This is a genomic window from Mycolicibacterium arseniciresistens, assembly GCF_030519285.1.
GTDB lineage: Bacteria > Actinomycetota > Actinomycetes > Mycobacteriales > Mycobacteriaceae > Mycobacterium > Mycobacterium arseniciresistens.
The window spans coordinates 1-25,765 of the sequence record NZ_JAUMSQ010000111.1 but is presented as its reverse complement, the minus strand read 5'-3'; the positions used below and the strand labels follow the sequence as shown (position 1 = coordinate 25,765).

Sequence of the window (25,765 nt, the reverse complement as noted above, 5' to 3'; positions counted from 1 at the left end):
GTCACCCGGTGTGCTCGAGGTGCCGATGATCGTCGCGCCGCCGGTCCCGGTGTCCGTGGTGGGGATGGCGCCGCTGCCCGCCGTGGTGCCGGGCGCGCCCGCGGGCACATCGCCGTCGCCGGGGTTGTTCGGCATCCAGTCCGCCCTGCCGGCGTCCGCGTCGGGCGGCCCGATGATCGTCTCGCCGGGCCTCTACGCGCCCGCACTGCCCGGATCCAGTCTCGCCGGCGGTGCCGCGACGCGGTCGGGTCTGCCGTCGGCGAGGCATCCCGCCGGCCCGGGCGTCCGGTGGCTCGGCGCGATGCCGGGGTTGTTCGGACTGCTACTGGTGACGGTCTGCGGCGGCTTCATCGGCTACCGGCAGGCCAACGCAGTTCGGTATGTGCGCGCAGGGGTCGCCGACCGGTTCCTCGGTTGAGGCTCAGCCGCCGAGCGCGGCGATGAGGTCCTTGATCCTGGCGGTCTCCGATTCGCTCGCCTGCTCCTCGGCCTCGACGGCCTCGATCAGGTCGCGGCGCAGTCCGACGCCGTTGGCGGCTTCCTTGGTGCTCAGCTTCGCGCGGTTGCGGGCGACGTAGAGGCGCTGGCCCAGCGTGGCGCCCGGCCCACCGGCCGCGTCCTCCATCAGAGCGTTGTAGCGGTTGCGCACGCCGCTGAGCGCGACGATCACCGACGGGTTGATCCGGCTGTGGCTCGCCGCCTCCGACATCGCACCGAGCAGCTTGCGCATACCCGTCAGCACCACAGCCGCCCGCTCCGGGAATTCGGGATCACCCGCGTCGGGCAGCGCGTCGATGGCGGCCGAATACATGTGCATCGCCGCATCGGAAAGACTGACGATTACCGGAGCTTCACCATCGTTTGGCGTCGACTCAGCCACAGGCCCACCCGAATTCCTACTCAGAGTTTTGCTGATCGCCCGGGCGGTCACCCCGACGGGCCGATCACAGACGCCGAAACCGTAACGCGTTACCACCGGGGTTTCAACCGTTACCTCGAGTCGTCGCCGGCGCCCCGGAAACCGGCCCGGCGGGCCACGATTCGGTTCGGGCCGTCATGGGTAGGTTTCAGGGGGCGACGGAACAGTGACCTCGTCCGACGATCTGGAGCCCAGCGATGAACCTGCCGTTCGACACCTGGTTACCGCAGCAGCGGTGGTACGCCGGGCGCAACCGACGCCTCGCCGAGGCCCGCCCGGGCCGGGTGATCTCGCTACGACCCGACCTCGACCTGGTGCTGCTCGACGTCTCCTACGCCGACGGCGCCGCCGAGCGCTACCAGTTGCTGGTCGGTCGTGCCGACACCACTCCCGCCGACGTCCCTGCCGGTGCGGTGATCGGCGCCGACGACGGCCGCGCCGCCTACGACGCGCTGTTCGACCCGGCCGCCACGCAGTACCTGCTGTCGCTGATCGACGACGATGCCGACGTCGACGGCGTCCGCTTCGTCAAGGAACCCGGCGCCGCGCTGCCGACGGACGCGGCGGCCCGGGTGTCGGGCGCCGAGCAGAGCAACACCAGCGTCATTTTCGGCCGTGAGGCCATCTTCAAGGCCTTCCGCCGCATCACACCCGGCGTCAACCCCGACATCGAGCTCAACCGGGTGCTCGCACGGGCGGGCAACCCCCACGTCGCGCGGCTGCTGGGGTCGATCGAGACGACGATGGACGGCCAGCCCTACGCGATGGGCATGGTCACCGAGTTCGCCGGCGGCTCCACCGAGGGCTGGGACATGGCGCTGGCCAGTACCCGGAATCTGTTCGGCGACGGTCAGATCAGCAGCGCCGGAGACGAATTCGTTGCCGAGTCGCGTCTGCTCGGCGAGGCCGTCGCGTCGGTGCATGCCACGCTCGCCGACGAACTGGGCACGTCGGACGTGCCGTTCCCCATCGACACGATGCTCGAGCGGCTCCGCTCGGTGGCGGGCGCGGTGCCCGAGATCGGCCGCTACGTCCCGCTGATCGAGGAGCGCTACCGCAAGCTGGCCGAGCAGTCGATCACCGTGCAGCGGGTGCACGGCGACCTGCACCTGGGCCAGGTGCTGCGCACCGGGGCCGCCTGGCTGCTCATCGACTTCGAGGGTGAACCCGGCCAGCCGCTCGACGAGCGCAGGCGTCCGGACTCGGCGCTTCGCGACGTCGCCGGTGTGCTGCGGTCCTACGAGTACGCCGCCCACCAGCAGCTGATCGAGGGTGCGACGGAGTCCGATCCGCAGCAGGCCGGACGTGCCCGGGAATGGGCGCAGCGCAACGTGAGTGCGTTCTGCGACGGATACGCCGCCGCGTGTGGTGCCGACCCCCGCGACTCGGCCGAGCTGCTGGCGGCCTACGAGCTCGACAAGGCCGTGTACGAGGCGGGCTACGAGAGCCGTCACCGGCCGGCGTGGCTGCCCATCCCGCTGGACTCGATCGCCCGCCTCGTCGGGTAGCACCCCCTACAGCGTGGCGACCTCGTAGTCGGTGAGCCGGCCGGTCAGCACGTTCAGCTGGTCACCCGCCGAGCCGAGCGTGTGCTCGATGGCCGTCAGGCGCGCCGCGTAGTGCCCCACCGGGTATTCGGCGGTGACGCCGATGCCGCCGTGCAGCTGGATCGCCTCCTGGCTGATGTGGCGCCCGGAGCGGCAGATCTGCAGCTTCGCCCGGGCCGAGACCGCCGGGTCGAAGTTGCCGTCCGCGATCGACATGGCGGCGTACATGCTCATGGAACGCGCCAGTTCGAGCGAGACGTACATGTCGGCGGCGCGTTGGGTGAGCGTCTGGAACTTGTTCAGCGTGACACCGAACTGCTTACGGCTGGTGAGGTATTCAGTGGTCAGCCGCAGTGCCTCCTCCATCGCCCCGAGTGCCTCGGCGCACAGCGCGGACTGGAGGCGGACAACGGTGCGGGAGATCGCCTCGGAGGCATCCGACGCCGATCCCAGCGGTTGCGCCGGTGCGTCGGCCAGGTCGATCTGCGCGCCGTGCTGGCCGTCGAAGGTGCGGTAGCCGGTGCGGGTGACCGCGTCGCCCTCCACCAGAAACAGTCCGGTGCCGCCGTCGGGCAGCGCCGCGCTGACCACCAGCGTGTCCGCTGAGTCGCCGGCGAGCACGGGGTTCTTGCGCCCGCTGAGCGACCACGAATCCCCTTGCTGCACAGCCTTGGCCGCAATCGTGCCGGACGCACCGCGCATGCCCGGCTCGACGTGGGCGAAGGCCAGCAGTCGCCGGCCCGCGGCCACCTCGTCGAGCAGACCGCGCTGCTCGTCGGTGCCCGCCTCGGCGATCAGCGCGCCGGGACCGAGCGCGGCGTGCAGCACCGGCTCGGGCGCCAGCCTGCGGCCGATCTCCGTGGCCACCGCCATGATCTCCAGCGCTCCGCCGGCGTCCTCCTCGAAACCCAGTCCAAGGATCCCGATTTCGGCGAGCTGGTTCCACACGTCGCGGCTCCACCCCAGCTCGGTGTCGATCACCTTGAGGCGGCTCTCCGGGTCGTAACTGCGGGCCAGCACGTCACGGGTGGTGTCGCGCAGCAGCACCTGCTCTTCGCTGAGCTGAAAGTCCATGAGTTGCTTCCTATCTCACAGTCCGAGGATGGTGGAGGCGATGATGGTGCGCTGCACCTCGTTGCTGCCGCCGTAGATCGAGGTCTTGCGGTAGTTCAGGTACGTGGGCGCCGCGTGCTGGGCCCAGTACGGCGAGGCGATGTCGTCGCCGGCGTCGAACGGCAGCGCGTCGGCGCCTGCCACCTCGACCAGCAGTTCGGTCGCGATCTGCTGCAGCTGGCTGCCGCGCAGCTTGAGCACCGACGACGCCGGGTTGGGCTTGCCGTCGACCGATCCGGACGCCACCCGCATCTGCGTGAGTTCCAGTGCCAGCGCGTCATTTTCGGCCTCGGCCAGACGGGCGGCGAACAGCGGGTCGTCGAGCAGGCCGGATTCCTTGGCGCGGGCCTTCACGTCCGAGAGCTTCAGCTTGGTGCGGGCCACCTGGGTGATGCCGGTGCGCTCGTTGCCGAGCAGGAACTTGGCGTAGCTCCAGCCCTGGTTCTCTTCGCCGACGAGCTGGTCGGCGGGCACCCGGACGTCCTCGAAGAACACCTCGTTGACCTCGTAGCTGCCGTCGACGAGCTTGATCGGCCGCAGCGTGATGCCCGGGGTGTTCATGTCGATGAGCAGCAGCGAGATGCCGGCCTGGCGCTTGGGCGCCTGCGGGTCGGTGCGCACCAGGTTGAAGATCCAGTCGGCGTGCTGGCCGAGCGTGGTCCAGGTCTTCTGGCCGTTGACCACGTAGGAGTCGCCGTCGCGGGTCGCGGTGGTGCGCAGCGAGGCGAGGTCCGAGCCGGCCTCGGGCTCGGAGAAGCCCTGGCACCACCAGATGTCCAGCGACGCGGTCGGCGGCAGGAACCGTTCCTTCATCTCCTGCGAGCCGAACTCCGCGATCACCGGGCCGATCATCTTCGCGTTGAAGGTCAGCGGCTCGGGGACGCTGGCAAGCTGCATCTCGTCGAGCCAGATCTGGTGCTGGGTGGGCGTCCAGTCCTTGCCGCCCCACTCGACCGGCCAGTTCGGCACCGCCAGTCCGTGCTCGTGCAGGATCTTGTGGCTGGTGATGATGTCCTCTTTGGACACCTCGCCGCCGCGGCGCGAGCGCTCACGGACGTCGGCGGGGATCTTGGTGGTGTAGAAGGTGCGTAGCTCGTCCCGGAAGGCGGCTTCCTCCGGTGTCAGCGCCAGTTGCATGGCTGCCTCCCTACTCGTCGGTAATCAGGCCTGTATGTACCGTAAACCACCCGGTTGGTCGGGTCGCTGGCGCACTCCCGGGCGCTCCGATGGCGGACAATGCGGCCATGGCCAAATACCTGCTCAACGACGCCGCGGTGGAGAAGGCCCGAGGCCTCATCGAGGCCCGCCAGTACGTGCTCGACAGCGACTGGGGTGAGGTCCAGCCCCGCGCCGACGCGCAGAACGCCTACCTCGACAAACACTCCTGGGACGACTATGCCGCCTGGCATCTCGCGCTCACCGACGGCGCGACCGACGGCACCAAGGCGCGCTACGCCTTCGGGTACGGCGATTTCCGGCGGCTGCACCGCACGGGCCTGATCGCCTGCGTGTACCGGGCCGCCGAGTGGCGGCACAAGCAGGTCGAACTGGCCGCCCACGACCTGCTGCAGCGGCTCGACCGCGCCTGCGGCATCACCTAGTCGCGCAGCAGGAACTCCAGCAGCCGTTCGCGCACCTCCGGCGACGCGTCGACGTCGGGGTCCGATCCGTGCAGCAGTCCGAGGCCGGCGCCGAACAGCAGGCCCGACCGCAGCGCCGCGTCGCCGGGTTCGAAGCCGTAGTCGGTGAACGCCTGCAGGACCGCGGCGAACACCCGCTGGTCGCCGCGGCGGACACTCTCGCCGACCCGCTCGTCGGTGAGCGCCCAGGCCCGCATCACCCGCTCCACCGACCAGTGGTCCGGGCGCGCCAGCATGCCCATCATCCGGGCCAGCCGCTCCCGCGGGTCCACGTCACCCATCGATGTCAGCCGGCGGCGGTCCGCGGCGCGCAGCTCGGTCCACGAATCGACCAGTGCGGCACGGTAGGCCTGGATGTCGGCGAAGTGCCAGTAGAAGCTGCCCTTCGTCACGCTGAGCCGCTCGCAGAGCCGGCCGATGCGCAATGCGTCGAAGCCGCCCTCGGCGAGCAGGGCGAACCCGGCTTCCACCCAGTCGTCGAACGACAGGGGTTGGTCGCGCTGCGACGCCATGACGCGCAGCATACGGTCACCACCGCCGGCCGCCATTGACACTCGCGAAAAATTGCCCCCGCGGGCAGCCGCGTTTAGCGCCGCGGCCGGAGGGGCAACCGGGCAGGCGACAGCAGGCCGCACCGGACCGATCCAGGAGGTCTCCCATGAGCACCGATGACACATCCGCCGACACCGCCAACGACATCGGCGATGAGGGCGAGTCGCTGCGCCCGTCAGAGGCGCTGGACTCCGACGAGGTGCGCAACAACGACGGCGACGACGTCGTCGACCCGCCGGAGCGGTGGATCGAGCCCAAGGAGGACGAGACGCTCGACGAGCGGCTGTCCGACGAGGTGCCCGACGTCGCCGCGGACGGCGAACCGGTCGCGGGCGACACCACCGACGGCGGTGACGTCGTCTCGGTGAGCGACGACGAACTCGACCGCCTCGACACGCAGCGGCACGGCACCGACGAGGGTCAGGTCAGCGGGACGCCGGAGGACGGCGAGTCGTTCTTCGACGTCGTTGACTGACCCCCGTCGAGTGACGCCGGCTCAGTCGCCCGCCTGCAGCACCATCACCGCGCGCGAGTCGACGCTGAACGTCGTCCCGGCCGGCACCGGCTCGCTGTGCCCGGCGCCGTTGCCCCCGGTGTAGATGACCGGCTTCCACAACGCCCCGAACTCCTCGCCGGGCATGGTGAAGTCGATCGGCTCGTGGTGGGCGTTGAAGCACAGGAAGAACGAGTCGTCGACCACGCGCTGGCCCCGGTCGTCGAGGTCGGGGATGCCGTCACCGTTGAGGTACACCGCCACCGACTTGGCGAACCCGCTCTCCCAGTCCTCGTCGGTCATCTCCGAGCCGTCGGGGGAGAACCACGCGATATCGGGCAGACCGGAGTCCGATGTCCCCGCCGGGGCGGCTCCGGGTCCGCCCTTCTGCCGGACCGGCCTGCCGCTGAAGAACCGGCGGCGGCGGAACACCGGGTGGGCGGCCCGCAGCGCGGACACGGCCTGGGTGAACTCCATCAGATCGGTGTCCGCGGTGGACCAGTCGATCCAGGACAGCTCGTTGTCCTGGCAGTAGACGTTGTTGTTCCCGTGCTGGGTGCGGCCCAGCTCGTCACCGTGCGCGATCATCGGGACGCCCTGCGACAGCAGCAGGGTGGTCAGGAAGTTGCGCTGCTGTTTGGACCGCAGCGCGTTGATCTCCGGGTCGTCGGTCGGGCCCTCGACACCGCAGTTCCAGGACCGGTTGTGGCTCTCGCCGTCGTTGTTGTCCTCGCCGTTGGCGTCGTTGTGTTTCTCGTTGTAGGACACCAGGTCCCGCAGCGTGAAGCCGTCGTGCGCGATGACGAAGTTGATCGACGCGACCGGTCGGCGAGCGGTGTGCTCGTAGAGGTCCGACGAACCGGTCAGCCGGGAGGCGAACTCGTCGAGCGTCGCCGACTCACCGCGCCAGTAGTCGCGGACCGTGTCGCGGTACTTGCCGTTCCACTCGGTCCACTGCGGCGGGAAGTTGCCGACCTGGTAGCCGCCGGGCCCGACGTCCCACGGCTCGGCGATCAGCTTCACCTGGCTGACCGTCGGATCCTGTTGCACGAGTTCGAAGAACGTCGACAGTCGGTCGACGTCGTAGAACTCGCGGGCCAACGTGGAGGCCAGGTCGAAGCGGAACCCGTCGACGTGCATCTCGGTGACCCAGTACCGCAGCGAGTCCATGATCAGCTGCAGCGCGTGCGGGCTGCCTGCGTTGAGGCTGTTCCCGGTGCCGGTGTAGTCCATGTAGTAACGCTTGTCGTCGTCCACCAGGCGGTAGTACGCCGCATTGTCGATACCGCGGAACGAGACCGTCGGACCCATGTGGTTGCCCTCGGCGGTGTGGTTGTAGACCACGTCGAGGATCACCTCGATGCCGGCCTCGTGCAGCGTGCGCACCATCGCCTTGAACTCCTGCACCTGCCCGCCGGGGGTGTTGCTCGAGCTGTACTTCGGGTCGGGCGCCAGGAAGCCGATCGTGTTGTAGCCCCAGTAGTTCGACAGGCCCTTGTCGATCAGGGTGGAGTCGTTGGCGAAGTGGTGCACCGGCATCAGCTCGATGGCGTTGACGCCGAGCGCCTTGAGGTGGTCGATGATCACCGGATGGGCCACCGCGGAATAGGTGCCGCGGATCTGCTCGGGGATGTCGGGATGGGTCTGGGTGAGTCCCTTGACGTGGGCCTCGTAGATCACCGTGTCGGCGTACTCGTGTTTCGGCGGGCGGTCCACGCCCCAGTCGAAGAACGGGTTGATCACCACCGACTTCGGCATGAAGTCGGCCGAGTCGTCGTCATTGCGGCTGTCCGGCTCGCCGAAGTTGTAGCCGAACAGCGGCTGACCCCAGTCGAACGTGCCGTCGATCGCCTTGGAGTACGGGTCGAGCAGCAGCTTGTTCGGGTTGCAGCGCAGCCCGTTGGCGGGATCGTGCGGGCCGTGCACGCGGTAGCCGTACCGCTGGCCGGGCTCGATGTTGGGGATGAAGCCGTGCCACACGAAGCCGTCGACCTCGGGCAGCGTGACGCAGCCGGTCTGCTGACCGTCGGCGTCGAACAGGCACAGCTCGACCCGTTCGGCGACCTCACTGAACACCGCGAAGTTGGTGCCGAAGCCGTCGTACGTCGCGCCGAGCGGATAGGCCTTGCCCGGCCAGATGTCGGCGAGCGCGGCGGGCGCGTCGGCCGTTGGGGCGGGCTTGCTCGAGCTGGCTCGAACCAAAGTGCACTCTCCTACTTCCCTGGAATGACCAAGGCGACGATACGGGTCCCCGTGATGCGGGAGCATCACGAGCGTTCTTCCAGCCGTCCCGCTCCGTAGAGGAGTCCATGGTGTCGAGCCGCCCCGACCAGCCCCGTTACCGCACGTTGCTGGTCGACGTCCACGCCGGTGTGGCCACCATCACCCTGAACCGGCCGGACCGGCGCAACGCCGTCGGTGACGGGATGCGGGACGAACTGGCTGAGGCCTATACCCGGTGCGACGGCGACGAAAACGTGCGCGCGATCGTGCTGACCGGGACACCGCCTGCGTTCTGCGCGGGTGCCGATCTGGGTGCGGGGGAGGACACGTTCACCGCCCCGGGCCCGGGGTTCAGCGCCGCCGGGGTCGAGGTGCCTGCATGGACGCTGAGCAAACCCGTGATCGCGGCGGTCAACGGCCATGCGCTCGGTCTGGGCCTGACGCTGGCGTTGCAGTGCGACATCCGGTTCTTCGCCGCCGACGCGACGTACGGCGTCGTGCAGGTGCGCCGCGGCGTGGTCGGCGACGCCTACGTGCACTGGGTGCTGCCCCGGCTGGTCGGGATGTCCAACGCCGCGGAGATCCTGCTGACCGGAGCGACGTTCGACGGCCGTCGCGCGGTCGAGCTCGGCCTGGGCAGCCGGGTCCTCGACGCCGCCGAGGTGCTGCCCGCGGCGCTGGCGGTCGCGCGCGACATCGCCGAGAACACCGCACCGCTGTCGGTGGCGGCCAGCAAGCGGCTGCTCTGGGACTCCTTCGACCTCGACCGCGACGCGGTCGGCGCCCGCGAGACGGAGATCCACCTGCGGCTGATGGCCCACGACGACGCCCGCGAGGCGATGCGCGCATACCTGCAGCGACGGCCGCCGCGCTGGTCGGGCTGAGCGCGTCAGGCCACCTCGACGCCCACCGCCCGCAGCGCGTCGACGGCCTCGGCGGTGGTCGTCGGCGACACCCCCGCGGTGAGGTCGAGCAGCACCCGGGTGGTGAATCCGGCGGCGGCCGCGTCGGCGGCGGTGGCCTTCACGCAGTAGTCGGTGGCGATGCCGACGACGTCCACCGTGTCGACGTCGCGGGCGCGCAGCCAGTCGGCCAGGGTGGTGGCCTGCGCCGGGTCCTCGTCGCCGTGCACGCCCTCGAAGCCGCTGTAGGCGGCCGAGTAGTGGCCCTTGTGGAACACCGCTTCCACGGCGTCGTGCTCGAACGCGGGATGGAAGTCGACGCCGGCGGTGCCGACGACGCAGTGCGGCGGCCAGGAATCGCGGAAGTCCGGGTCGTCGGAGAAGTGCGACCCCGGATCGATGTGGTAGTCCTTCGTCGCGACGACGTGGTCGTATCCGTGGGAGCCGAGCAGTTCGGTGACGCCCCGCGCTACGCCGGTGCCGCCCTCGACGGCCAGCGACCCGCCCTCGCAGAAATCGTTCTGGACGTCGACGATGATCAATGCCCGCATGTCACAACGGTATCCCCGGACCGCGGGGCGGCGCTCAGAAGCGCGGCGGTTCGTCGCCCTCGCAGGCGGTGAGGGTGGGGCAGACGATGTAGTGCGCCTGGTTTCCACCGTCGCGCCGGGCCTCGCCGACGGCCGAGCGGGCGATGCCGATCAGCTCGGTGAGCACCTCGTAGGGCGGATGCTGGGCGAGGCCGCGCATCGGGGTGCTGACCACGCCGATGCTCGCGCTGGTGCGCGGCGGGGTCACCTTGATCGCACTGCGGACGCGCTCCACCAGCGGCGAGCTGTCGGTGGTGGGGAAGCTGTCGACGATCAGGAACTCCGACTGCGGCACGTGGGCGATGACGGCGTTCTGCCGGGTGGTCTCCCGCAGAGTCTGACCCACGGCGACGCGGGCCCGCTCCCCGGACACCCGGCCCTCCGTCTGCGTCAGCAGCGCGTAGCTGTCCAGGTCGACGACCACGATCACGAGGTAGCGGTCGTCGTCGCGGTTGCGGGCGGCGATGAACGCCGACGCCGTGCGGTAGAACGCCTCCTCGTTGAGCAGGCCGGTGAGCGGGTCGATCTCGGCGTTGTGGATGTTGATCCCGAGCAGGTGAACCAGCGACTGGCAGGCGAACGGCACGCCGAAGTTCACCAGCACCAGGAACAGCAGTGTGGAGGTGGCGAGCGCCGTGTCGCCGGCCTCGCCGAGGCGGACCGCCAGCGCCGCCCCGGTTGCGGTGGAGATGACGAAGTTCAGCGCCATGTAGCGCGGTGTGTGGAAGAAGGCGATGTAGCCGGCGAGGACGGCGAACGCGGTCGCGCCGAACATCCCGTTGAACGGGTCGGCCTGGACCAGGCACACCGCGGAGATGCAGGTGGCCACGACGACCACGAAGAACGACGACTGCGCACGGCTCAGCCAGCCGTGCAGCAGGAAGGTGGCGGCCAGCGCGAGTAGACAGGTGGCGACGACCAGCGCGACGGTGAAGCCGACACGGCCGTGCGGACCGGCCGGGCTGGCCAGCGACACCAGGACGACGCCGGCGAAACCGGCGAGCGCACTGGCGAACAGCCGGCACGTGCTGCCCTGCACGCCGCGGGCGGCAAGCATCGCGGTGAGCCAGTAGTAGTGGTCGGGTTGCCGCCACCAGTCGCGCATCGCGCTCGTCATACGGCCTCCCAGTCGGCGCCCACATCCCGCAACAACTCCGAGATCGTGGTGTGCTCGGGCGGCCCCGGCCATGACGTTATCAAGAAATCCGTACCTGTGGTACGGCGAATTACCCGCCGAACAGCAGGTACAGGCCCATGAACGTGTAGCCGACCATCACCAGCATCATCGCCAGCTGGCCGGTCAGCTGGTGGTCGCGAGGCAGCAGCCGAAGCGCGCGGTCGTGCGCGGCGATGACGCCCGCGATGTGACCGGCCACCACGAAGCCCACCTTCAGCGTCGCCAGCACGGCCGGATGCATCGACAGCACGTAGCTGACCTCGGCATCCGCGAGCCCGAACAGGTTCCAGCCCCGCTCCAGCGGGTCGGCCAGCCGGATCACGGTCTGCTGTCCGCGCTCGATCAGGTAGGTCAGATAGTGGGCGAAGATGTACCCGATGACGATCGGGATCAGCGAATGCGCCATCAGGCCGGGAAGCTTCCGGCGCAGCGCGGTGTCGACCCCGCCGGTCGCGCGGGCCGCGAGCCAGAACGTGCCGGCCACCACCGCGACGAACACCAGCAGGCCGGCGGTCCGCACCAGCGTCGCCGCCGGCGCCGAGGACGTGTGCTCGTCGACGAAGGTGCGGAACGCCGGCGTCGCCGAGAAGCTGTCGAAGGCCGTCGAGCCCAGCAGCACCGCGAGCACCGCGAGGGTGCCGCCGCGCACCGGCAGCGTCAGCAGGTGGTCGAACGGGTTGCCGATCGCGATGCGGCCGGACTCCCGGTCGCGGCGCAGCGGCGAGAGCCGCGACGCCACCACGCTGTAGACCTCGAACGGATCGGCGCGGGCCGGCCAGCGCAGCCCCCACCACAGCGTCCCTGCGGCGATGACGGCGAGGTAGATCAGCAGCCAGGTGCGGATCGCGTGCAGCGAACCGGGATCAGCGCTGGCCAGCTCCAGCCAGACGAACGCGAACAGCCCTGCCGCCGCAGGCCAGTACCCGAGCCGCTCGGGATAGGGCCTGCCGTCGCGGGCGCGCCCGAGGGTGGCGACCCGGTAGGCGCTGCGCACCGGCGACACCGCCCGCCACACCGGGCCGACGAACAGCGACAGCGCGGGCACACCCACCCAGATCAGCACATAGAACACGCCGGCCAGCGGGTTGTCGGCGCCGTCGGGTCCGAAGAACGCGGCCATCGCCACCCAGCCGGTGAAAACCAGCGCGATCGTCGCGACCACCCACCGGGTGGCGGGCGCGTCCACCGCGGTGGTCACCCACTCCGGCAGCGCCCGGCCCGGCTTGTCGGGGTCGAATCTCGGCGTGCGCCACGCCAGCGCGACGACGGCGAAGGTGAACGTCAGCGCCCACGCCGCGCCGATCAACGCGTAGGTGAAGGGGATCGGCAGGTCGGTCGAGCCGCCGAGGCCGTGCGCGAGGATCGCGGTGGAGGCGCCCGCCGTCACTGCTGGACTTGGATGGTCGCGACGACCTTGCCCGCGTCGTGCAGTTCGATGTCGACGTTGCCGGGCACGTCGACGGTGAACTGGAACTGCTGACCGGGCTTGGCCTCGACCGGGAAGCTGTGCTCGGGCACCGAGTGCACGTGCAGTTCGTCGGCGGCGTCACTGTCCACCCGGATCACGATCGGCTGGCCCACCTTGGCCTGCAGCGCGGCGTTGGTCGGGGTGACCTCGCCACCCTGGATCTTCACCTCGACCGTCAGCCGGTCGGGCGCCTTCTGCTGATCGGTCATGTCCGACGGAGCGACGGTGGTGACCGACGGGGTGCTAGAGCCGGCGGCGGAGCTTCCGCCGCCGTCCGCTCCGTCACCACCGCCGCCGCAACCGGCGAGAAGGGTTGTCGTGGCTGCCAGTACGAGGAATCTGCTAAGCGCTGTCACGGTCACCCATCTTGGTCTGTCGCGCCTATCCCTTCACTGTGAGGCCCGTCTCCTCTGCGCCGGTTCTTCACCGCGATCCAGATCACTACAGCAGCGACGATGAACGCGGGCGTCAATGCCGGCAACGCCAGCCACACTGAGTGGTCAGCGAGCAGTTGAACGTCGGGCCGACCCGTCATGCCTGCGCTGAGGGTTGCAGTTCGGCGTCGCTCTCGGACGGTTCGCTGTTGTTGATCCGGCCGCCACCCCAGGTGATGCCGGCGATCATCGCCAGCGTGCAGGCCAGCACGACCAGGCAGCCGATCAGCCACAGCGACTGTGGGATGTCCGGGCTGCGCTCGCGCTGCAGGATGGTGATCTCCGAGACGAACGGCCGGGTGAACTGGGGCTGCGCGGGCACTTCCTGCGCGCCGATCCCGGGATCGCCGGCCAGGTAGATCGGCACGGCGGTGAAGGTCTTGCCGTCGTGCACGCGCAGCAGTGTCTTCCATTCACCCGCGACCGGCATCGGCTTCGTGGACACGTAGTGGCCGGGTCCGACCTTCTCGAGATTGTCGACGAACTGGCCGCGCTCGTTCGGCAGGCCGCCCTGCCAGCCCAGCACCGACACCCAGTTCGGGTCGTCGCTGATGACGTCCGGCGGGTTGAACCGGACGTCGGCGGTGACGTAGCGCTGGCCGTTGACGGGTGGCGCCTCAGCCAGACTGAACGCGGCGGTGGCGTTCTGCGGCACGTCGTAGCGCAGGCCGTTGGCCGCGGCCCCACCGATGGCGAGCACGGTCAGCGCGACGAGTCCGGCGCCGATCGCCCGGCGCGGCAACTTCTGCGCGGTCAGCACCATGCCGACCATCGCGCCGCAGCCGCCGGTCAGGACCGCCACCGGCACCGTCATCGTCAGGGCCTCGGTCCAGATGCTGGTGGGCCACGGGTAGGCGTATACCGAGTTGATCCACAGCGATTCCAGCCAGATACCCGCGGTGCCGATGCCGAGACCGGCGACGAGGCCGAACACCACGGGCCGCTTCAGCAGCGGCGTCAGTGCGAGGAGTTCGACGACGATCGCGCCGCCGAGGTAGAGCGGGAACCAGTTGACCGGCGCGTCGAGCACCGGGGCCACGATGAAGGCGACGATGCCCCGCAGTCCGATCGCGACCAAGGCGGCGATCAGGGCGGCGCCGCGGCCCATGAAGATGCGGGCGCCGATCAGCGCGAGCGCCGCGGCGGCGGCGATCAGCATCGGCTGGAACACCTCGCGGAACTGCGGCACGCCGAAGTCGAACTCGATCTGGTAGACCGATGCGCCGATCAGGACACCGGCGAAGGCGAGGTACTGGACGAACTTCAGCCCGATGCCGTCGGGGCCCGCGTCGGCCGGACGCGCCTTGCGGCCCTCGTGCTCGAGGTAGAGCGCCGCCAGGGTGGAGAAGCCCGCGCCGCCGATCATCATGAGGTGGGTGGGTCCCCACAGCGTGACGTCCTGGCCGAAGATGCGGTGCCAGACGTCGTCGAGCGGGAAGCCCAGCAGCGCGTAGAGGCCGCAGCCGGCCATCACGATGCCGCCGACCGGTGCGTACCAGTCGTCGGTGATGCGGACCGCGGCCGGGCCGGGGCGCTCCCCGTCCAGGGGCAGCACCATCGCCGTGCAGCCGGCGACGAAGATGCCGAACAGGCCGATCAGGATGAAGTAGTGGGCCGGGTTTGCCAGCGCGCCGTCGTCGCGGCCGTTGCCGATGTGCAGGCTGACGTCCCAGATGAAGCCGAACAGCGCGCAGATGATCGACGAGATGAACATCGCGACGGGCAGCGCGACCCACGACGGACGTTTGAAGCGGTGCCCGCTCCAGTCGGCCAGCTTCCTGAGCCAGGTGATCTTGTGTTGGCGGTGCATCCAGCCGATCCAGAGCAGCACCGCCGTGACGACGCCGCCCGTGGCGGCTAAGCCGATGATCTCGTTGATGGCGGCGCCGCCGCCCTCAGAACCCTCAGCGGCCAGCACCGAGACGCTGGAAACCTGGTCGAACAACCCCACTGTCATCTCCCCAAGTCGCGCGGACCAAACCTACCGCTGGGTAATATTGCCAGAGACGGCCGACCCGAAACCAGGGGTACCGGGTAATTCATCCAGCGGTCACGGCTGCAGGACGACCTTCACCATCCCGTCTTCCTTCTTCTGGAACGTCTCGTAGGCCCCCGGCGCGGCGTCGAGCGGCAGCCGGTGCGTCGCGAACGACTCCACACCCAGCGGATCCTCGGCGGTCAGCAGCGGCAGGATCTCCGGCGCCCACCGCTTGACGTTGGCCTGCCCCATCCGCAGCTGGATCTGCTTGTCGAACAGCGTCTTCATGTCGATCGGATCGGCGACGCCGCCGTACACCCCGCTCAGCGATATGGTGCCGCCGCGGCGGACCAGCGAAATGGCGGAGTTCAGCGCGGCCAGCCGGTCCACGCCGGCGTTCTTCATCACCAGCCGGCCCACCGGCGCGGGCAGGAAACCGCTCGCGGTCTGCGCCGCCTCGGCGATCGGCGATCCGTGCGCCTCCATCCCCACGGCGTCGATCACCGCGTCGGCGCCGCGGCCCTCGGTGAGGTCGGCGACGACGACGTTGACGTCCTCGGTGCGCATGTCGACCACCTCGGCGCAGTACGGCCGCGCGCGGTCCAGCCGTTCGGTGACGCGGTCGACGCCGATCACCCGGCAGTCCTTGCGGTGGGCGGCGATGCGGCACGACATCGCGCCGATCGGCCCGAGTCCGAGCACGACGAGCGTGCCGCCGGCGGGCACCTCGGCGTACTCGACGGCCTGCCACGCCGTGGGCAGCACGTCGGACAGGTAGACGTAGCGGTCGTCGGGCCCGTCGTCGGGCACCTTGATGTGGGTGTACTGCGCCTGCGGCACCCGCAGGTACTCGGCCTGTCCGCCGGCGACCTCGCCGTACAGCTTGGAGTAGCCGAACAGCGCTGCGCCGGTGCCCTGGTCGCGGTTCTGGGTGGTCTCGCACTGGCTCTGCAGGCCGTGGTCGCACATGAAGCAGGACCCGCAGGAGATGTTGAACGGGATGACCACACGGTCGCCGACCTCGAGGTCGCCGACCGCGCTGCCAGTCTCCTCGACCACGCCCATCGCCTCGTGGCCGAGGATGTCGCCGGGGCTCATGAACGCACCGAGCACCTCGTAGAGGTGCAGGTCGGAGCCGCAGATGTTGGTGCTGGTGACCTTGATGATCGCGTCGGTCGGTTCCTTGATGATGGGGTCGGGCACCGTGTCGACCGACACCTTCCGCCGGCCCTGCCAGGTGACGGCACGCATACGTCCTCCTCTGAGATCTCGTGCTGATCGCTTTCGAAGGGCATGCCCGCAATGTGGTGCCCCAAACGGGCGGCGGGGTCAGCTCCAGGGGGTGGTCGGCCGGTCTCGGCGGTGACCGTCGACCACGACGTCGACCTTCTCGTCGAAGAAGCACACCCGGTCACGCACCGGTTCGGCGTCGTGCAGCGGGTCGGGATAGGTCCACGCGAGGTCGCGCGGCCCGCCGGGAAGGGAGAAGTAGTGGGCGCGGCCCTTGTAGGCGCAGTAGCTCGCGGTGTCGCTGGGTTCGAGGTCGGCGATGACGTCCTCGCGTGGGAGGTAGAAGCGCACCGGCAGTTTGGTCTCGAACAGCAGCATCGGCCGGGTCGACTCCGCCAGCCGGGCGCCGTCGAACTCGACGACGACGTGGCGGTCGCTGCGCAGCACGTCGATGCGGCTGAACGGATCGTGCGGGTGCCCGACGATCGGCTCGTCCTCCTCGCGCCAGTCGAACGGGTCGAACTGCAGGATCGCGTAGCCGTCGAGGTCGGGGTCCTGCGGTGTGAAAGCCGCGGCCGCGCCGGTCTGGTCGCCGGCGATCACGTCGTACGGGGTGCCGGGACAGCTGTGCGCGACGAACGGCACAGACGGATCGAGGACGGGGCGGCCGGGATCGTCGTCGTCGATCCCCGATTCGGCGCCCGCAGGAACGAGCTGGGCGGTGAGGTCGGCGATGGGCACGGCGTAAGCCGGCACGATGCGGCGCGGTTCCCACACCAGCCGGGCCCGGCTGGTGTCGGCGACGGGCTCACCGCCGAGTGACACCCGCACCCGCTTCTCGGTCGGCTCGAAGCGCAGCGCCCCGATGTTCCCGCCGAGCGCGTCCAGCATGCGTATCGCCATCTGGTGCTACTTCCGCGGCGGCTGGAGCACCTTCATGGCCAGCCGCATCACCGGGTCGGGGACGCGGTCCTTCGCGCCGAGGGCCGCGTCGGCGGCGCGGCCGCGCAGCGGGGTGCCGCGGCCGAACCAGCGGTTCAGCGGTCCGCCGGTCGGTTCGAGGTCGACGTGCAGGGGCGGCGCACCGTCGGCGGCGCCGAGCGCACGCCCGATGACCATCCGCTGGATCTCGCTGGTGCCCTCGAAGATGGTGTACAGCTTGGCGTCGCGGTACCACTTCTCGACCGGGTGGTCGGTGATGTAGCCCCAGCCGCCCATGGTCTGGATGGCCCGTTCGGTGGCCTTGACCGCCACCTCGCTCGCGGCGAGCTTGGACATCGACCCCTCGCCCCGGTCGAACGGCACACCGGTGGCGGCCATCCACGACGCTCGCCAGGTGAGCAGCCGCGCCGCGTCGATCTGCGTCGCGATGTCGGCGATCGGGAAGGAGATGCCCTGATTGTCGATGATGGGTGCGCCGAACGCCTCCCGCCGGTTGGCGTACTCGGTCATGTATTCCAGTGCGGCACGGGCGATTCCGAGGGCCTGCGCGGCGACCATCGGCCGGGTCTGCTCGAAGGTGCCCAGCGACGCCGAACCGGAACGGCGCGCGCCCTCGACGGCTTCGCGAGCCTTCTCCAATTTGTGCTCGAGCTTCTCGTTCCCGCCGAGAAGATTCTCGCCCGGCACGCGCACGCCGTCGAACTTCAGCTCGGCGGTGTGCGACGCCCGGCAGCCCAGCTTGTCGAGCTTGCGCACCAGCTGCAGGCCGGGTGTTCCGCCCGGGACGATGAACATCGCCTGCCCGCGGTGGCCGAGTTCCTGGTCGACCACGGCGTTGACCACGTGCACGTTGGCGATGCCACCGTTGCCGATCCACATCTTGTGGCCGTCGATGATCCAGTCGCCACCGTCGCGACGCGCCGTGGTGCGCAGGTTGCGGACATCGCTGCCGCCCTCGGGTTCCGAGATGGCCAGCGCGGCGAGCTTGAGATCGCCTGGAGTGCCGAAACATTCGGGCGCCCACTGCAGCATCTGCTCCGGCGACGCGGCCTGCCCGATCGCCGAGAGCGCCAGCGCGGGCATCACGACGGCCAGCCCGATGCCTGCGCAGCCCCAGAACAGCTCCTCCATGAACATCGGCAGCGACAGGCCGGTGGGGTCGCCGATCAGGTCGCGATAGAACAGCGGGCTGTAGAAGCCGCGCTGCGCCGCCTCCTCCAGCACCGGCCACGGGAATTCCTGGCGCTTGTCGTACTCCTGCGCCACGGGACGGATGCACTGCTCGGCGAACTCGTGGGCGCGCCGCGCGAGGTCGTGCTGCGCGATGGTGGGCGTCAGGTCGAAGGTCATCGATCGACCGATTAGCCGCGAGACGTCGCCGCGAAACCTCGACTCGCCTGAGCGGCCCACGACGACGGCCCCCGGATTGCTCCGGGGGCCGTCGTCGGGGGGTGTTACTTGACGTCGATGGTGACCGTCGGGCTGAAGGTGTTGTTGTTCTTGTCGTTGGAGCGCACGGCGTTGGGCCGGGTGCTGGCGTTGGGGCTGACCGAGACGACGCGGGCTTCGTCGAGCGGGACGTCGTTGAGGCGGTTGACCTGTACGCGGTAGCCCTGCGAGCGCAGTTCCTCGATGGCTTGTTCGGCGTTGCCGGGGCCGCTGGGTGCGGCGGCGGCGGGGCCGGCGAGGCCGATGAAGGCGGCGGCGAAGGCGCTGGCGGCGATGGTGGCGAATCCGAACTTGTTCATGGCCTTGCTTCTTTCTTGTGTTTCTCGTTGTGGTCTGACTGTTCAAACCGCCAGGTCAGGGGATTGATTTCCGTTGGCAGTGATTGGCCGACCGGTGGCAGGAAGTGATCGGTCGACGCTGGATCTGCCGTCGTCGACGGTCGTGAACCGCCCCTACGATCGATGCGTGAGCAAGGATTCCGCGACGGCCGGTCGACGGCGCCGCTTCGGGCTCGGCGTCGCTGTCGGCCTTGCGGTCTCGGCGGCGGTGCCGGCGGTCGTCGCGCCGGTGGTCATGTGGATCATCCGGTCACCGGCCGACGTGACGTCGCATTCGCTCACCACCATGGGCGTCATCGCCGCGGTCGCCGGTGTGTGGGTGTTCATCGCCGCTGTGCCACGGCTGATCGGCAGGGACTCCCGCACGACCGGCCTGATGAAGGTCGCAGGCTTCGTTGCCGCGGCCGTCTGCGCCTGGGCACTCTGGATGGCGTTCGGGGTCTTCCGGGCCCGGGACGGGCTGCCCTTCGTTGACAGCACCGGCGCGAGCATCCTCGCGGTGACCGCAGTGCTGTGTGCCGTCGTGGCGACGGTCTGCGCCCTCGCCACGGCCGCCGTCGCCGGCCCGGTCAGTGGCAGAACGGCGTGCTGCGTCGCCCTCGTCGTGCTGTTCGCCGTTCCCATCGTGAGCTACCGCACCGTTGCGGACCATCGCGGCGGCGTCTGGGCTGCCGATCTCATCGCGAAGGCTGCCCCGCTCGCCGCGACGCCCGATGCGGTCGGCCCCGTCCGCTACGAGATTCCGCTCGACGACGGCGAGAACCTGCCCGGGGCCTACGGCGCCGGCAACGGCTTCGTCGTCGACACCCGTAGGGAGATCACCGCCTACGACGGACGGACCGGCGAGAAACGCTGGCACGCCACCGACTACGGAACCAGTGGGCGACTACTGGTGGTGCGCCGCGACCGGGATGACAGGTCGGGGATCGTCGTGGTCTTCCTCTACCACGCGGTGATCGCGTTCGACGGCGGCACCGGCGAGGTGCTGTGGCGTCGCGAGTACAGCAGCGGCGGCAAGGTGACCGCGGCAACCGGATCGGTCGACGCACTCGGCATGGCGGTCTTCACCGCCGACGCAGCCGTGAGCGGGTCCAACAGCCGCACCCGCCTCCACTCCCTCGATCCCGCGACCGGACGTGAGCGCTGGAGCCAGCCCATCTCGTGCAGCAATCCGACTCTTCACCCCGGCACTCCGGGCCAATTCGCCTACGACTGTTCCAAGCCGTCGCTCATCGACGCGCACACCGGTGTATTCACCGATGTGCCCGGTGAATACGCGCCGAGGGCAGGCACCGACGTCTATGTGGCGTCGTTCACCGAGTGGGACGATCGCGGATCGGCGACGGACAAGACCCTCGTGATGGACCCGGACGGGCGGGTCGTCGACGAGATGTCGGGTGCAACAGCCGTTTCCACCGCCCACAACGGCTTCCTGCTCGTCCACAGTGGCGGCACCTGGATGATGCGCGATTACCGCAGTCACCGGTCGACGCCGGTGCCGCTGGGCTCCGTTCCCGTTCCCACGAATTACGAGCGGCCGAACACGGCCTGGCTCGACGACAGACTCCTGATCGCGGCGGAGAAGCGCGATGCGCCGCTGTTTCTCGTCGACCCGGCCCGTCCGACGCAGGAGCCACTCAGCAGCGCGCCGCCGTGCCCGGGCGACGAGACCGTCCGTGACCTCCAGGTCGTCGCCGGCGCCGTCGTCGCGCAGTGCGACACCGATCGCGTCGTCGGTGGTGCCTGGTGTTACCTGACGCTGACGGTGACCGTCGGGCTGAAGGTGTTGTTGTTCTTGTCGTTGGACCGTACGGCGTTGGGCCGGGTGCTGGCGTTGGGGCTGACCGAGACGACGCGGGCTTCGTCGAGCGGGACGTCGTTGAGGCGGTTGACCTGTACGCGGTAGCCCTGCGAGCGGAGCTCCTCGATGGCTTGTTCGGCGTTGCCGGGGCCGGTGGGTGCGGCGGCGGCGGGGCCGGCGAGGCCGATGAAGGCGGCGGCGAAGGCGCTGGCGGCGATGGTGGCGAATCCGAACTTGTTCATGGCCTTTGCTTCTTTCTTGGTGTTTCTCGTTGTGGTCTGACTGCTTAAACTCGCAGGTCAGGGGTTTAATTCCGCTGGCAGTAATTGGTTGACCGGTGGCAGGAACTGATCGCTGGACGCTCGCCGACACGACGACGGCCCCCGGATTTTCCGGGGGCCGTCGTCGGTGGTGCCTGGTGTTACTTGACGCTGACGGTGACCGTCGGGCTGAAGGTGGAGTTGTTCTTGTCGTTGGAGCGGATCGCGTCGGGGCGGATGCTGGCGTTGGGGCTGACCGAGACGACGCGGGCTTCGTCGAGCGGGACGTCGTTGAGGCGGTTGACCTGTACGCGGTAGCCCTGCGAGCGCAGTTCCTCGATGGCTTGTTCGGCGTTGCCGGGGCCGGTGGGTGCGGCGGCGGCGGGGCCGGCGAGGCCGATGAAGGCGGCGGCGAAAGCGCTGGCGGCGATGGTGGCGAATCCGAACTTGTTCATGGTCGTGCTTCTTTCTTGTCTCGAGGTTCGAGCCGTGGCGGAGAGGTCGCGGTTCGGACGCGGTGTCGGCCGGTTCTTGGTGGTTCTCGTTCCGGTCTGATCGCTTGAACGTGCAGGTCAGGGGTTTAATTCCGCTGGCAGGAATTGATCGACCGGTGGCAGGAAGTGTGCGCTTCGTGGCGCGCGGACCGGCGACGCCGCACACTGAAGCGCGATGGAATTGTCGGCACTGCGTCTTCGACAACGTGACGGCCTGACATGCGGTCCGGCCGTCGCCGTCGTCGCGCGCGCGCTGATGGATCCGGGCCACCGCGCCGCCCTGCTGAACCCCTCCGGGTACGCCGTCACCGCGTCCGGCCGCGACTGGTTCGCCGGCGAGCAGGGCCGCATCCACGCCGAGGTGAATCGCATCTGGCCGCGCCGGCTCGGAACGACTCCGCCGGGGATGGCCCGCGCGCTCACCGCGCAGGCCGCCGCCCACGGCGTCCGGTATCGCTGGCGACTGTGCCGCGGCCGGCGCGACGGCCTGGCCGACGTCCTGGCCGCCCTCGACCGGAAGCTCCCGGTGGCGATGTTGATCGGCAACTGGCTGCCCCGGCACTGGGTGCTGCTCACCGATCGCCACCGCGACGACGACCGCCGGGCCGACGGTCAGCTGCAGTGCTACGAGCCGTCGTCGGGCACCGTCGTGTCGGTGCCCATCACGGCGATCCGCGGCGCGTGCCTGACGGGCCTCGGTTTCCCGCGGGCGTACGCCGTGGTGGTCCCAACCCATCGGTGACTTCGACGGCCGTTCGAACGTATGATCGAACGGTGGGCGAGCTGAAGTCGATCGGCTACAACGGGCAGCCGACCCAGCACGCCTTTCGGGCGGTGGAACCGCCGGTCACGGTCCTCGTCGACCTCGCGGCGGTGTTCCCCCGGGAGCCGCACCGCGTCGGCGGATATCAACCCGCCGGCCTGCAGATGCACTCGGTCGTCGAAGGCCGGCTGACCTGCTGGGGAATGTGCGAGCAGGGCTACTGGTGGGGTCTTGTCACCTACGACGTCGCCTACGGTCCGCGGCGCAGGCCCGTCACCCACTGGATCCCGGCCTGGACGCTGAAGCGCAAGCCCGACGCCCGGTGACTCACGCGGCGTGCGCCGCCCTGGCGACGCGGCGCTGCGCCTCGGCGGGCGAGATCCGCAGATGTCGCGACAGCACCTCCGCCCAGGTGGCGCCGCCCATCCGCATCGGGTTGCCGATGGTGATCAACCGGCCGAGCAGCCGTTGCTGTAATTCGTCGGCCAGGGCGATCGACCGGTCGAGCCGGCGTAACACCTCCTCCAGTTCTCGTGGGGTCATGTCGGACAGGGGTAGCGCAGCCAGCGACCGGTCGGCGGCATCGAGCCTGTCCAATAGCGTGGTCAATGCGTCATTCGAACTCATGTTCGACACGCTAGCCGCCGCCACCGACAAGTCGTCGCTACTGTCGGTCGCATGGCTCCGAAGATCGCCACCGCCGACCCCGTTGACCTGCCCGGCCTGCTCGAATTCGTCCGGCCGCGGCACCGCATGGTGCTCACGACGTTCCGCGCCGACGGCGGACTGCAGAGCTCGCCGGTCACCGGCGGCGTCGACGACGACGGCCGCCTGGTGATCGCCAGCTACCCGCAGCGGGCGAAGTCACGCAACATCGGGCGCACCCCGCGCGCCAGCGTCACCGTGTTGTCCGACGACTTCAACGGCCCCTACGTCCAGGTCGACGGCGATGCCGAGGTGATCCTGCTGCCCGACGCGGTCGAACCACTGGTGGAGTACTTCCGAGCGGTGGCGGGCGAGCACTCCGACTGGACGGAGTATCGCCAGGCGATGGTCGCGCAGGGCAAGTGCCTGATCAGGGTCACGCCGGTGCGGTGGGGACCCGTTGCCACAGGCGGTTTCCCGCCGGCGTAGACCCTCGCGGGGCCGTCGGCGCGTGTGTGCCGCATCACGATCGAACCTGCCGAATACCCGCCCCCGGATATTGACGAGGGCTATATTCGGCCTGTGATCAGCGGGAATTCGCTGATGGGGCGGGAGAATGAGCTGGCGCTCATTCGCCGTGCCCTGGGCGGGGGAGGCGGCTACGCCGGCGTGGTGATCGTCGGTGCCGCGGGCGTGGGAAAGACCAGGCTGGCGCGGGAAGTGTTGGCGCGCAGCGCAACTGCGAACGACCGGGTGACCTGGGTGGTCGGCACCGAGTCGGCGCGGCCGCTGCCGCTCGGCGCGTTCAGTGCGACGATCAGCCCGGCCATGTCGGAGGCCCTGACCAGTGTGCGCCGCCTCATCAATTCATTTGTGCCGCAACATCGCCACGGCCGGGTACTGGTCGGCGTCGACGACGCCCACCTGCTCGACGGGCTGTCCGCGCACGTCGTGCACCAGCTCGCGCAGTCGGCCGGGGTGCGGTTGGTGGTGACGGTGCGCGCCGGTGCGGAGGAGCCGGACGCGGTGACCGCGCTGTGGAAGGACGGGCTGCTGGCGCGGCTCGACCTCGAGCCGCTGTCGGCGGAGGCGACCAGCACCCTGATCGAGAAGACCCTGGAGGGGCCGGTGGACAGCCGCACGGCGCGGCGGTTCTGGAAGCTCACCGGCGGGAACGCGCTGTATCTGCTGCAGCTGCTCAAGGATCAGGTGGCGGCGGGCCGCATCCGCCAGGTGGCCGGGGTGTGGATGTGGGACGGCGACGTGGCCGTCTCCCAGGGCATCACCGACATGGTCGGCCGCCAGCTCGGCAGCCTCACCCCCGGACCGGCCCTCGTGGTCGACCTGCTCTCACAGTGCGAGCCGCTGAGCGTCGACGTGCTGTGCGATCTGGCGCAGCGCAGCGACCTCGAGGCGGCCGAGCAGATGCGGCTGGTCAACGTCGAGCGGACGCCCGCGGGGCTGACCGCCCGGCTGGCCCACCCGCTCTACGGCGAACTGCGCCGGGCGGCCGCCGGCGAGATGTACCTGTCCAGCCTGCGCGGGAAGCTGGCCCGCAGGCTCGGCGAACAGCCCGACGGCGACATGCAGGCGACGGTCCGGCGCGCACTGCTCACCCTGGAGTCCGATCTGCCGCCCGACCCGCAGCTCTACCTCCAGGCGGCGCGACACGAGCTGGCACTCCTCGATCCCGACGCGGCCGACCGGTTCGCCACTGCCGCAGCCGAAGCCGGTGCGCCCGAGGCCGCTCCGCTGCGCGCGATGACGATGATCCTGCTCGGCTGCGGCGACCGGGCGGAGGAGGTGCTGTCGGACATCGGCACCGGCGACCGCGCCGACAGCCACCACTGGGCGACGCTGCGGGCCGCGAACCTGACGTGGCTGCTCGGCCGCCCCCGCGATGCGGTGACGATCCTGGAGGCGCTGGCGGCGGCGCCGGAGACCGATGCCGAACTGGCGGCGCGGCTGGCCATCGAGGCCGGGGTGGACGCGGTGCTGGGCCGGTGCGTCGCGGCGGAGGAGAAGGCGCGCGCGGCGCTGGACACCGGCTCGCTGACCGATCTGCACGCGATGCTGGCGTCCATCGCGCTGATGATGGCGCTCGGCGCACTGGGCCGCGCCGAGGAGATCGAAGAACTCGCCACCCGCGCCATCGAGCGGGCGGTCACGTCGTTCGAGTCGTCGCAGATGCGGTTCTGGTTCGGCGGGGTGCACGGCCGGGCGTGCCGTCTCAACGGCCGTATCGACGAATGTGTGCGCTGGGCCGACGAACTCGCCGAGTCCGCACGCGACGTGCCGGGACTGGCCCATGCCAACCTGGCCTCGCTGCGGGCGCACGCGATGCTGTCGCGGGGGGCGATGCGCGACGCGGCGAAGCTGCTGCACGAGGCGCTGGCGGGGGCCGAGCAGCACGGCGTCACCAGTGGTCTGCGGGCCGCCAGCTGCTTCGGGCTCGCCGAGGCGCACGCGAAGCTCGGCGAAGCCGACGCCGCGCGGCATGCGCTCGAGGAGGCACGCCGGTGCGTGCCGGACGACTACGTCTACATGCAGACCAACCTGTCGCTGGCCACCGGCTGGACGCTGGCGGCGGGCGGCGAACTCACCGAGGCCGTCAAGGTGGCCCACGCCGCCGCCGGGGACGCCCGTGACCGCGGCCAGCCCACCCACGAGCTGGCGTGCGTGCAGGCGATCGTGCTGTGGGGCGACACGTCGATGACGAAGCGCGCCCGCGAGCTCGCCGACTCGCTGCGGTTGCCGCTGGCCGACGTGGTGGCCCGGCACGCGGAGGCGCTCGAGGCCGACGACGG

General features: G+C 69.9%; 26 protein-coding genes and 1 pseudogene. 11 read left to right on the top strand and 16 right to left on the bottom strand.

The genetic code is table 11. The features are described 5' to 3' along the window. Positions 1–418 (top strand): annotated as a pseudogene (locus Q2100_RS15740) (hypothetical protein); the annotation flags it as partial. Positions 419–421: 3 nt separating this feature from the next. Here Q2100_RS15740 and Q2100_RS15735 read toward each other — a convergent pair. Further along, positions 422–811: a hypothetical protein gene (locus Q2100_RS15735; RefSeq protein WP_302914834.1), complete on the bottom strand. Its 390-nt coding sequence runs from the start codon at positions 809–811 to the stop codon at positions 422–424. A gap of 305 nt (positions 812–1,116) precedes the next feature. Between Q2100_RS15735 and Q2100_RS15730 the strand changes: the two genes are divergently transcribed. Further along, entirely contained in the window at positions 1,117–2,427 is a 1,311-nt protein-coding gene (locus tag Q2100_RS15730; RefSeq protein ID WP_302914832.1) for a maltokinase N-terminal cap-like domain-containing protein, read from the top strand. A gap of 6 nt (positions 2,428–2,433) precedes the next feature. On the opposite strand, the gene Q2100_RS15725 is transcribed toward Q2100_RS15730, so the two are convergent. Both Q2100_RS15725 and Q2100_RS15720 read right to left on the bottom strand, forming a co-directional pair. Next, positions 2,434–3,540: an acyl-CoA dehydrogenase family protein gene (locus Q2100_RS15725; RefSeq protein ID WP_302914831.1), complete on the bottom strand. Its 1,107-nt coding sequence runs from the start codon at positions 3,538–3,540 to the stop codon at positions 2,434–2,436. Between the two features lie 15 nt (positions 3,541–3,555). Continuing rightward, on the bottom strand, positions 3,556–4,716 hold the full coding sequence (locus Q2100_RS15720) for an acyl-CoA dehydrogenase family protein (protein ID WP_264013775.1): 1,161 nt from the start codon (positions 4,714–4,716) through the stop codon (positions 3,556–3,558). 107 nt (positions 4,717–4,823) lie between these two features. Here Q2100_RS15720 and Q2100_RS15715 point away from each other — a divergent pair, with 107 nt between their 5' ends. Next, on the top strand, positions 4,824–5,180 hold the full coding sequence (locus Q2100_RS15715; RefSeq protein ID WP_269895953.1) for a hypothetical protein: 357 nt from the start codon (positions 4,824–4,826) through the stop codon (positions 5,178–5,180). Here the strand turns inward: Q2100_RS15715 and Q2100_RS15710 are convergent. Continuing rightward, positions 5,177–5,731 carry a TetR/AcrR family transcriptional regulator gene (locus Q2100_RS15710; RefSeq protein WP_302914830.1) on the bottom strand — a complete coding sequence of 185 codons (555 nt, stop codon included), beginning with the start codon at positions 5,729–5,731 and terminating at the stop codon, positions 5,177–5,179. The genes Q2100_RS15715 and Q2100_RS15710 overlap by 4 nt on opposite strands. A 146-nt stretch (positions 5,732–5,877) precedes the next feature. Between Q2100_RS15710 and Q2100_RS15705 the strand changes: the two genes are divergently transcribed. Then, complete coding sequence (locus Q2100_RS15705) at positions 5,878–6,246, top strand: hypothetical protein (RefSeq protein WP_302914829.1); 369 nt, start codon at positions 5,878–5,880, stop codon at positions 6,244–6,246. 21 nt (positions 6,247–6,267) lie between these two features. Here the strand turns inward: Q2100_RS15705 and glgX are convergent, their stop codons facing one another. Next, complete coding sequence (gene glgX / locus Q2100_RS15700; protein WP_407667632.1) at positions 6,268–8,403, bottom strand: glycogen debranching protein GlgX; 2,136 nt, start codon at positions 8,401–8,403, stop codon at positions 6,268–6,270. Positions 8,404–8,573: 170 nt separating this feature from the next. Here glgX and Q2100_RS15695 point away from each other — a divergent pair, with 170 nt between their 5' ends. Continuing rightward, complete coding sequence (locus Q2100_RS15695) at positions 8,574–9,371, top strand: enoyl-CoA hydratase/isomerase family protein (RefSeq protein WP_302914827.1); 798 nt, start codon at positions 8,574–8,576, stop codon at positions 9,369–9,371. A 5-nt stretch (positions 9,372–9,376) separates the two neighbouring features. Here the strand turns inward: Q2100_RS15695 and Q2100_RS15690 are convergent, their stop codons facing one another. The 9 genes from Q2100_RS15690 to Q2100_RS15650 form a co-directional block, all read right to left on the bottom strand. Next, positions 9,377–9,940 (bottom strand): isochorismatase family protein, encoded by a 564-nt coding sequence (locus Q2100_RS15690; RefSeq protein WP_302914826.1) that lies wholly within the window; start codon positions 9,938–9,940, stop codon positions 9,377–9,379. Between the two features lie 34 nt (positions 9,941–9,974). Beyond that, positions 9,975–11,096: a GGDEF domain-containing protein gene (locus Q2100_RS15685; protein WP_302914825.1), complete on the bottom strand. Its 1,122-nt coding sequence runs from the start codon at positions 11,094–11,096 to the stop codon at positions 9,975–9,977. 109 nt (positions 11,097–11,205) lie between these two features. After that, on the bottom strand, positions 11,206–12,543 hold the full coding sequence (locus Q2100_RS15680; protein ID WP_302914824.1) for a hypothetical protein: 1,338 nt from the start codon (positions 12,541–12,543) through the stop codon (positions 11,206–11,208). Next, positions 12,540–12,980, bottom strand: a complete 441-nt coding sequence (locus tag Q2100_RS15675) for a hypothetical protein (protein WP_302914823.1) — start codon at positions 12,978–12,980, stop codon at positions 12,540–12,542. The genes Q2100_RS15680 and Q2100_RS15675 overlap by 4 nt, the downstream gene beginning before the upstream one ends. Positions 12,981–13,155: 175 nt before the next feature. Then, positions 13,156–15,015, bottom strand: coding sequence for a hypothetical protein (locus Q2100_RS15670; RefSeq protein ID WP_302914822.1), 1,860 nt, complete (start codon positions 15,013–15,015; stop codon positions 13,156–13,158). A 93-nt stretch (positions 15,016–15,108) separates the two neighbouring features. Next, positions 15,109–16,287: a zinc-dependent alcohol dehydrogenase gene (locus Q2100_RS15665; RefSeq protein WP_302914821.1), complete on the bottom strand. Its 1,179-nt coding sequence runs from the start codon at positions 16,285–16,287 to the stop codon at positions 15,109–15,111. Between the two features lie 78 nt (positions 16,288–16,365). Further along, on the bottom strand, positions 16,366–17,169 hold the full coding sequence (locus Q2100_RS15660; protein ID WP_302914820.1) for a DUF427 domain-containing protein: 804 nt from the start codon (positions 17,167–17,169) through the stop codon (positions 16,366–16,368). Positions 17,170–17,175: 6 nt separating this feature from the next. Next, positions 17,176–18,558, bottom strand: coding sequence for an acyl-CoA dehydrogenase family protein (locus tag Q2100_RS15655; RefSeq protein WP_302914819.1), 1,383 nt, complete (start codon positions 18,556–18,558; stop codon positions 17,176–17,178). A 104-nt stretch (positions 18,559–18,662) separates the two neighbouring features. After that, positions 18,663–18,956, bottom strand: a complete 294-nt coding sequence (locus tag Q2100_RS15650) for a hypothetical protein (protein WP_302914818.1) — start codon at positions 18,954–18,956, stop codon at positions 18,663–18,665. 166 nt (positions 18,957–19,122) lie between these two features. Between Q2100_RS15650 and Q2100_RS31770 the strand changes: the two genes are divergently transcribed. Next, the gene (locus Q2100_RS31770) at positions 19,123–20,901 is read left to right on the top strand and encodes a BamB-related PQQ repeat family beta-propellar protein (RefSeq protein WP_328518126.1); all 1,779 of its coding nucleotides are present in this window, start codon (positions 19,123–19,125) and stop codon (positions 20,899–20,901) included. Positions 20,902–20,922: 21 nt separating this feature from the next. After that, positions 20,923–21,078, top strand: a complete 156-nt coding sequence (locus tag Q2100_RS15635; RefSeq protein WP_302914835.1) for a hypothetical protein — start codon at positions 20,923–20,925, stop codon at positions 21,076–21,078. 139 nt (positions 21,079–21,217) lie between these two features. Here Q2100_RS15635 and Q2100_RS15630 read toward each other — a convergent pair whose 3' ends face one another. Beyond that, positions 21,218–21,511, bottom strand: a complete 294-nt coding sequence (locus Q2100_RS15630) for a hypothetical protein (protein WP_264011761.1) — start codon at positions 21,509–21,511, stop codon at positions 21,218–21,220. Positions 21,512–21,725: 214 nt separating this feature from the next. On the opposite strand from Q2100_RS15630, the gene Q2100_RS15625 reads away from it, so the two are divergent. Together Q2100_RS15625 and Q2100_RS15620 are read left to right on the top strand one after the other, a co-directional pair. Continuing rightward, the gene (locus tag Q2100_RS15625; protein WP_302914817.1) at positions 21,726–22,292 is read left to right on the top strand and encodes a hypothetical protein; all 567 of its coding nucleotides are present in this window, start codon (positions 21,726–21,728) and stop codon (positions 22,290–22,292) included. A 32-nt stretch (positions 22,293–22,324) separates the two neighbouring features. Beyond that, on the top strand, positions 22,325–22,639 hold the full coding sequence (locus Q2100_RS15620; protein WP_264014355.1) for a hypothetical protein: 315 nt from the start codon (positions 22,325–22,327) through the stop codon (positions 22,637–22,639). A 1-nt stretch (position 22,640) separates the two neighbouring features. Here Q2100_RS15620 and Q2100_RS15615 read toward each other — a convergent pair whose 3' ends face one another. Next, positions 22,641–22,940 (bottom strand): hypothetical protein, encoded by a 300-nt coding sequence (locus tag Q2100_RS15615; RefSeq protein WP_264014354.1) that lies wholly within the window; start codon positions 22,938–22,940, stop codon positions 22,641–22,643. Positions 22,941–22,991: 51 nt separating this feature from the next. Here Q2100_RS15615 and Q2100_RS15610 point away from each other — a divergent pair, with 51 nt between their 5' ends. Continuing rightward, positions 22,992–23,447: a PPOX class F420-dependent oxidoreductase gene (locus Q2100_RS15610; RefSeq protein ID WP_264014353.1), complete on the top strand. Its 456-nt coding sequence runs from the start codon at positions 22,992–22,994 to the stop codon at positions 23,445–23,447. Between the two features lie 114 nt (positions 23,448–23,561). Then, positions 23,562–25,765, top strand: a 2,204-nt coding sequence (locus Q2100_RS15605; RefSeq protein WP_302914816.1) for an ATP-binding protein, incomplete at its 3' end; no start/stop codon positions are given.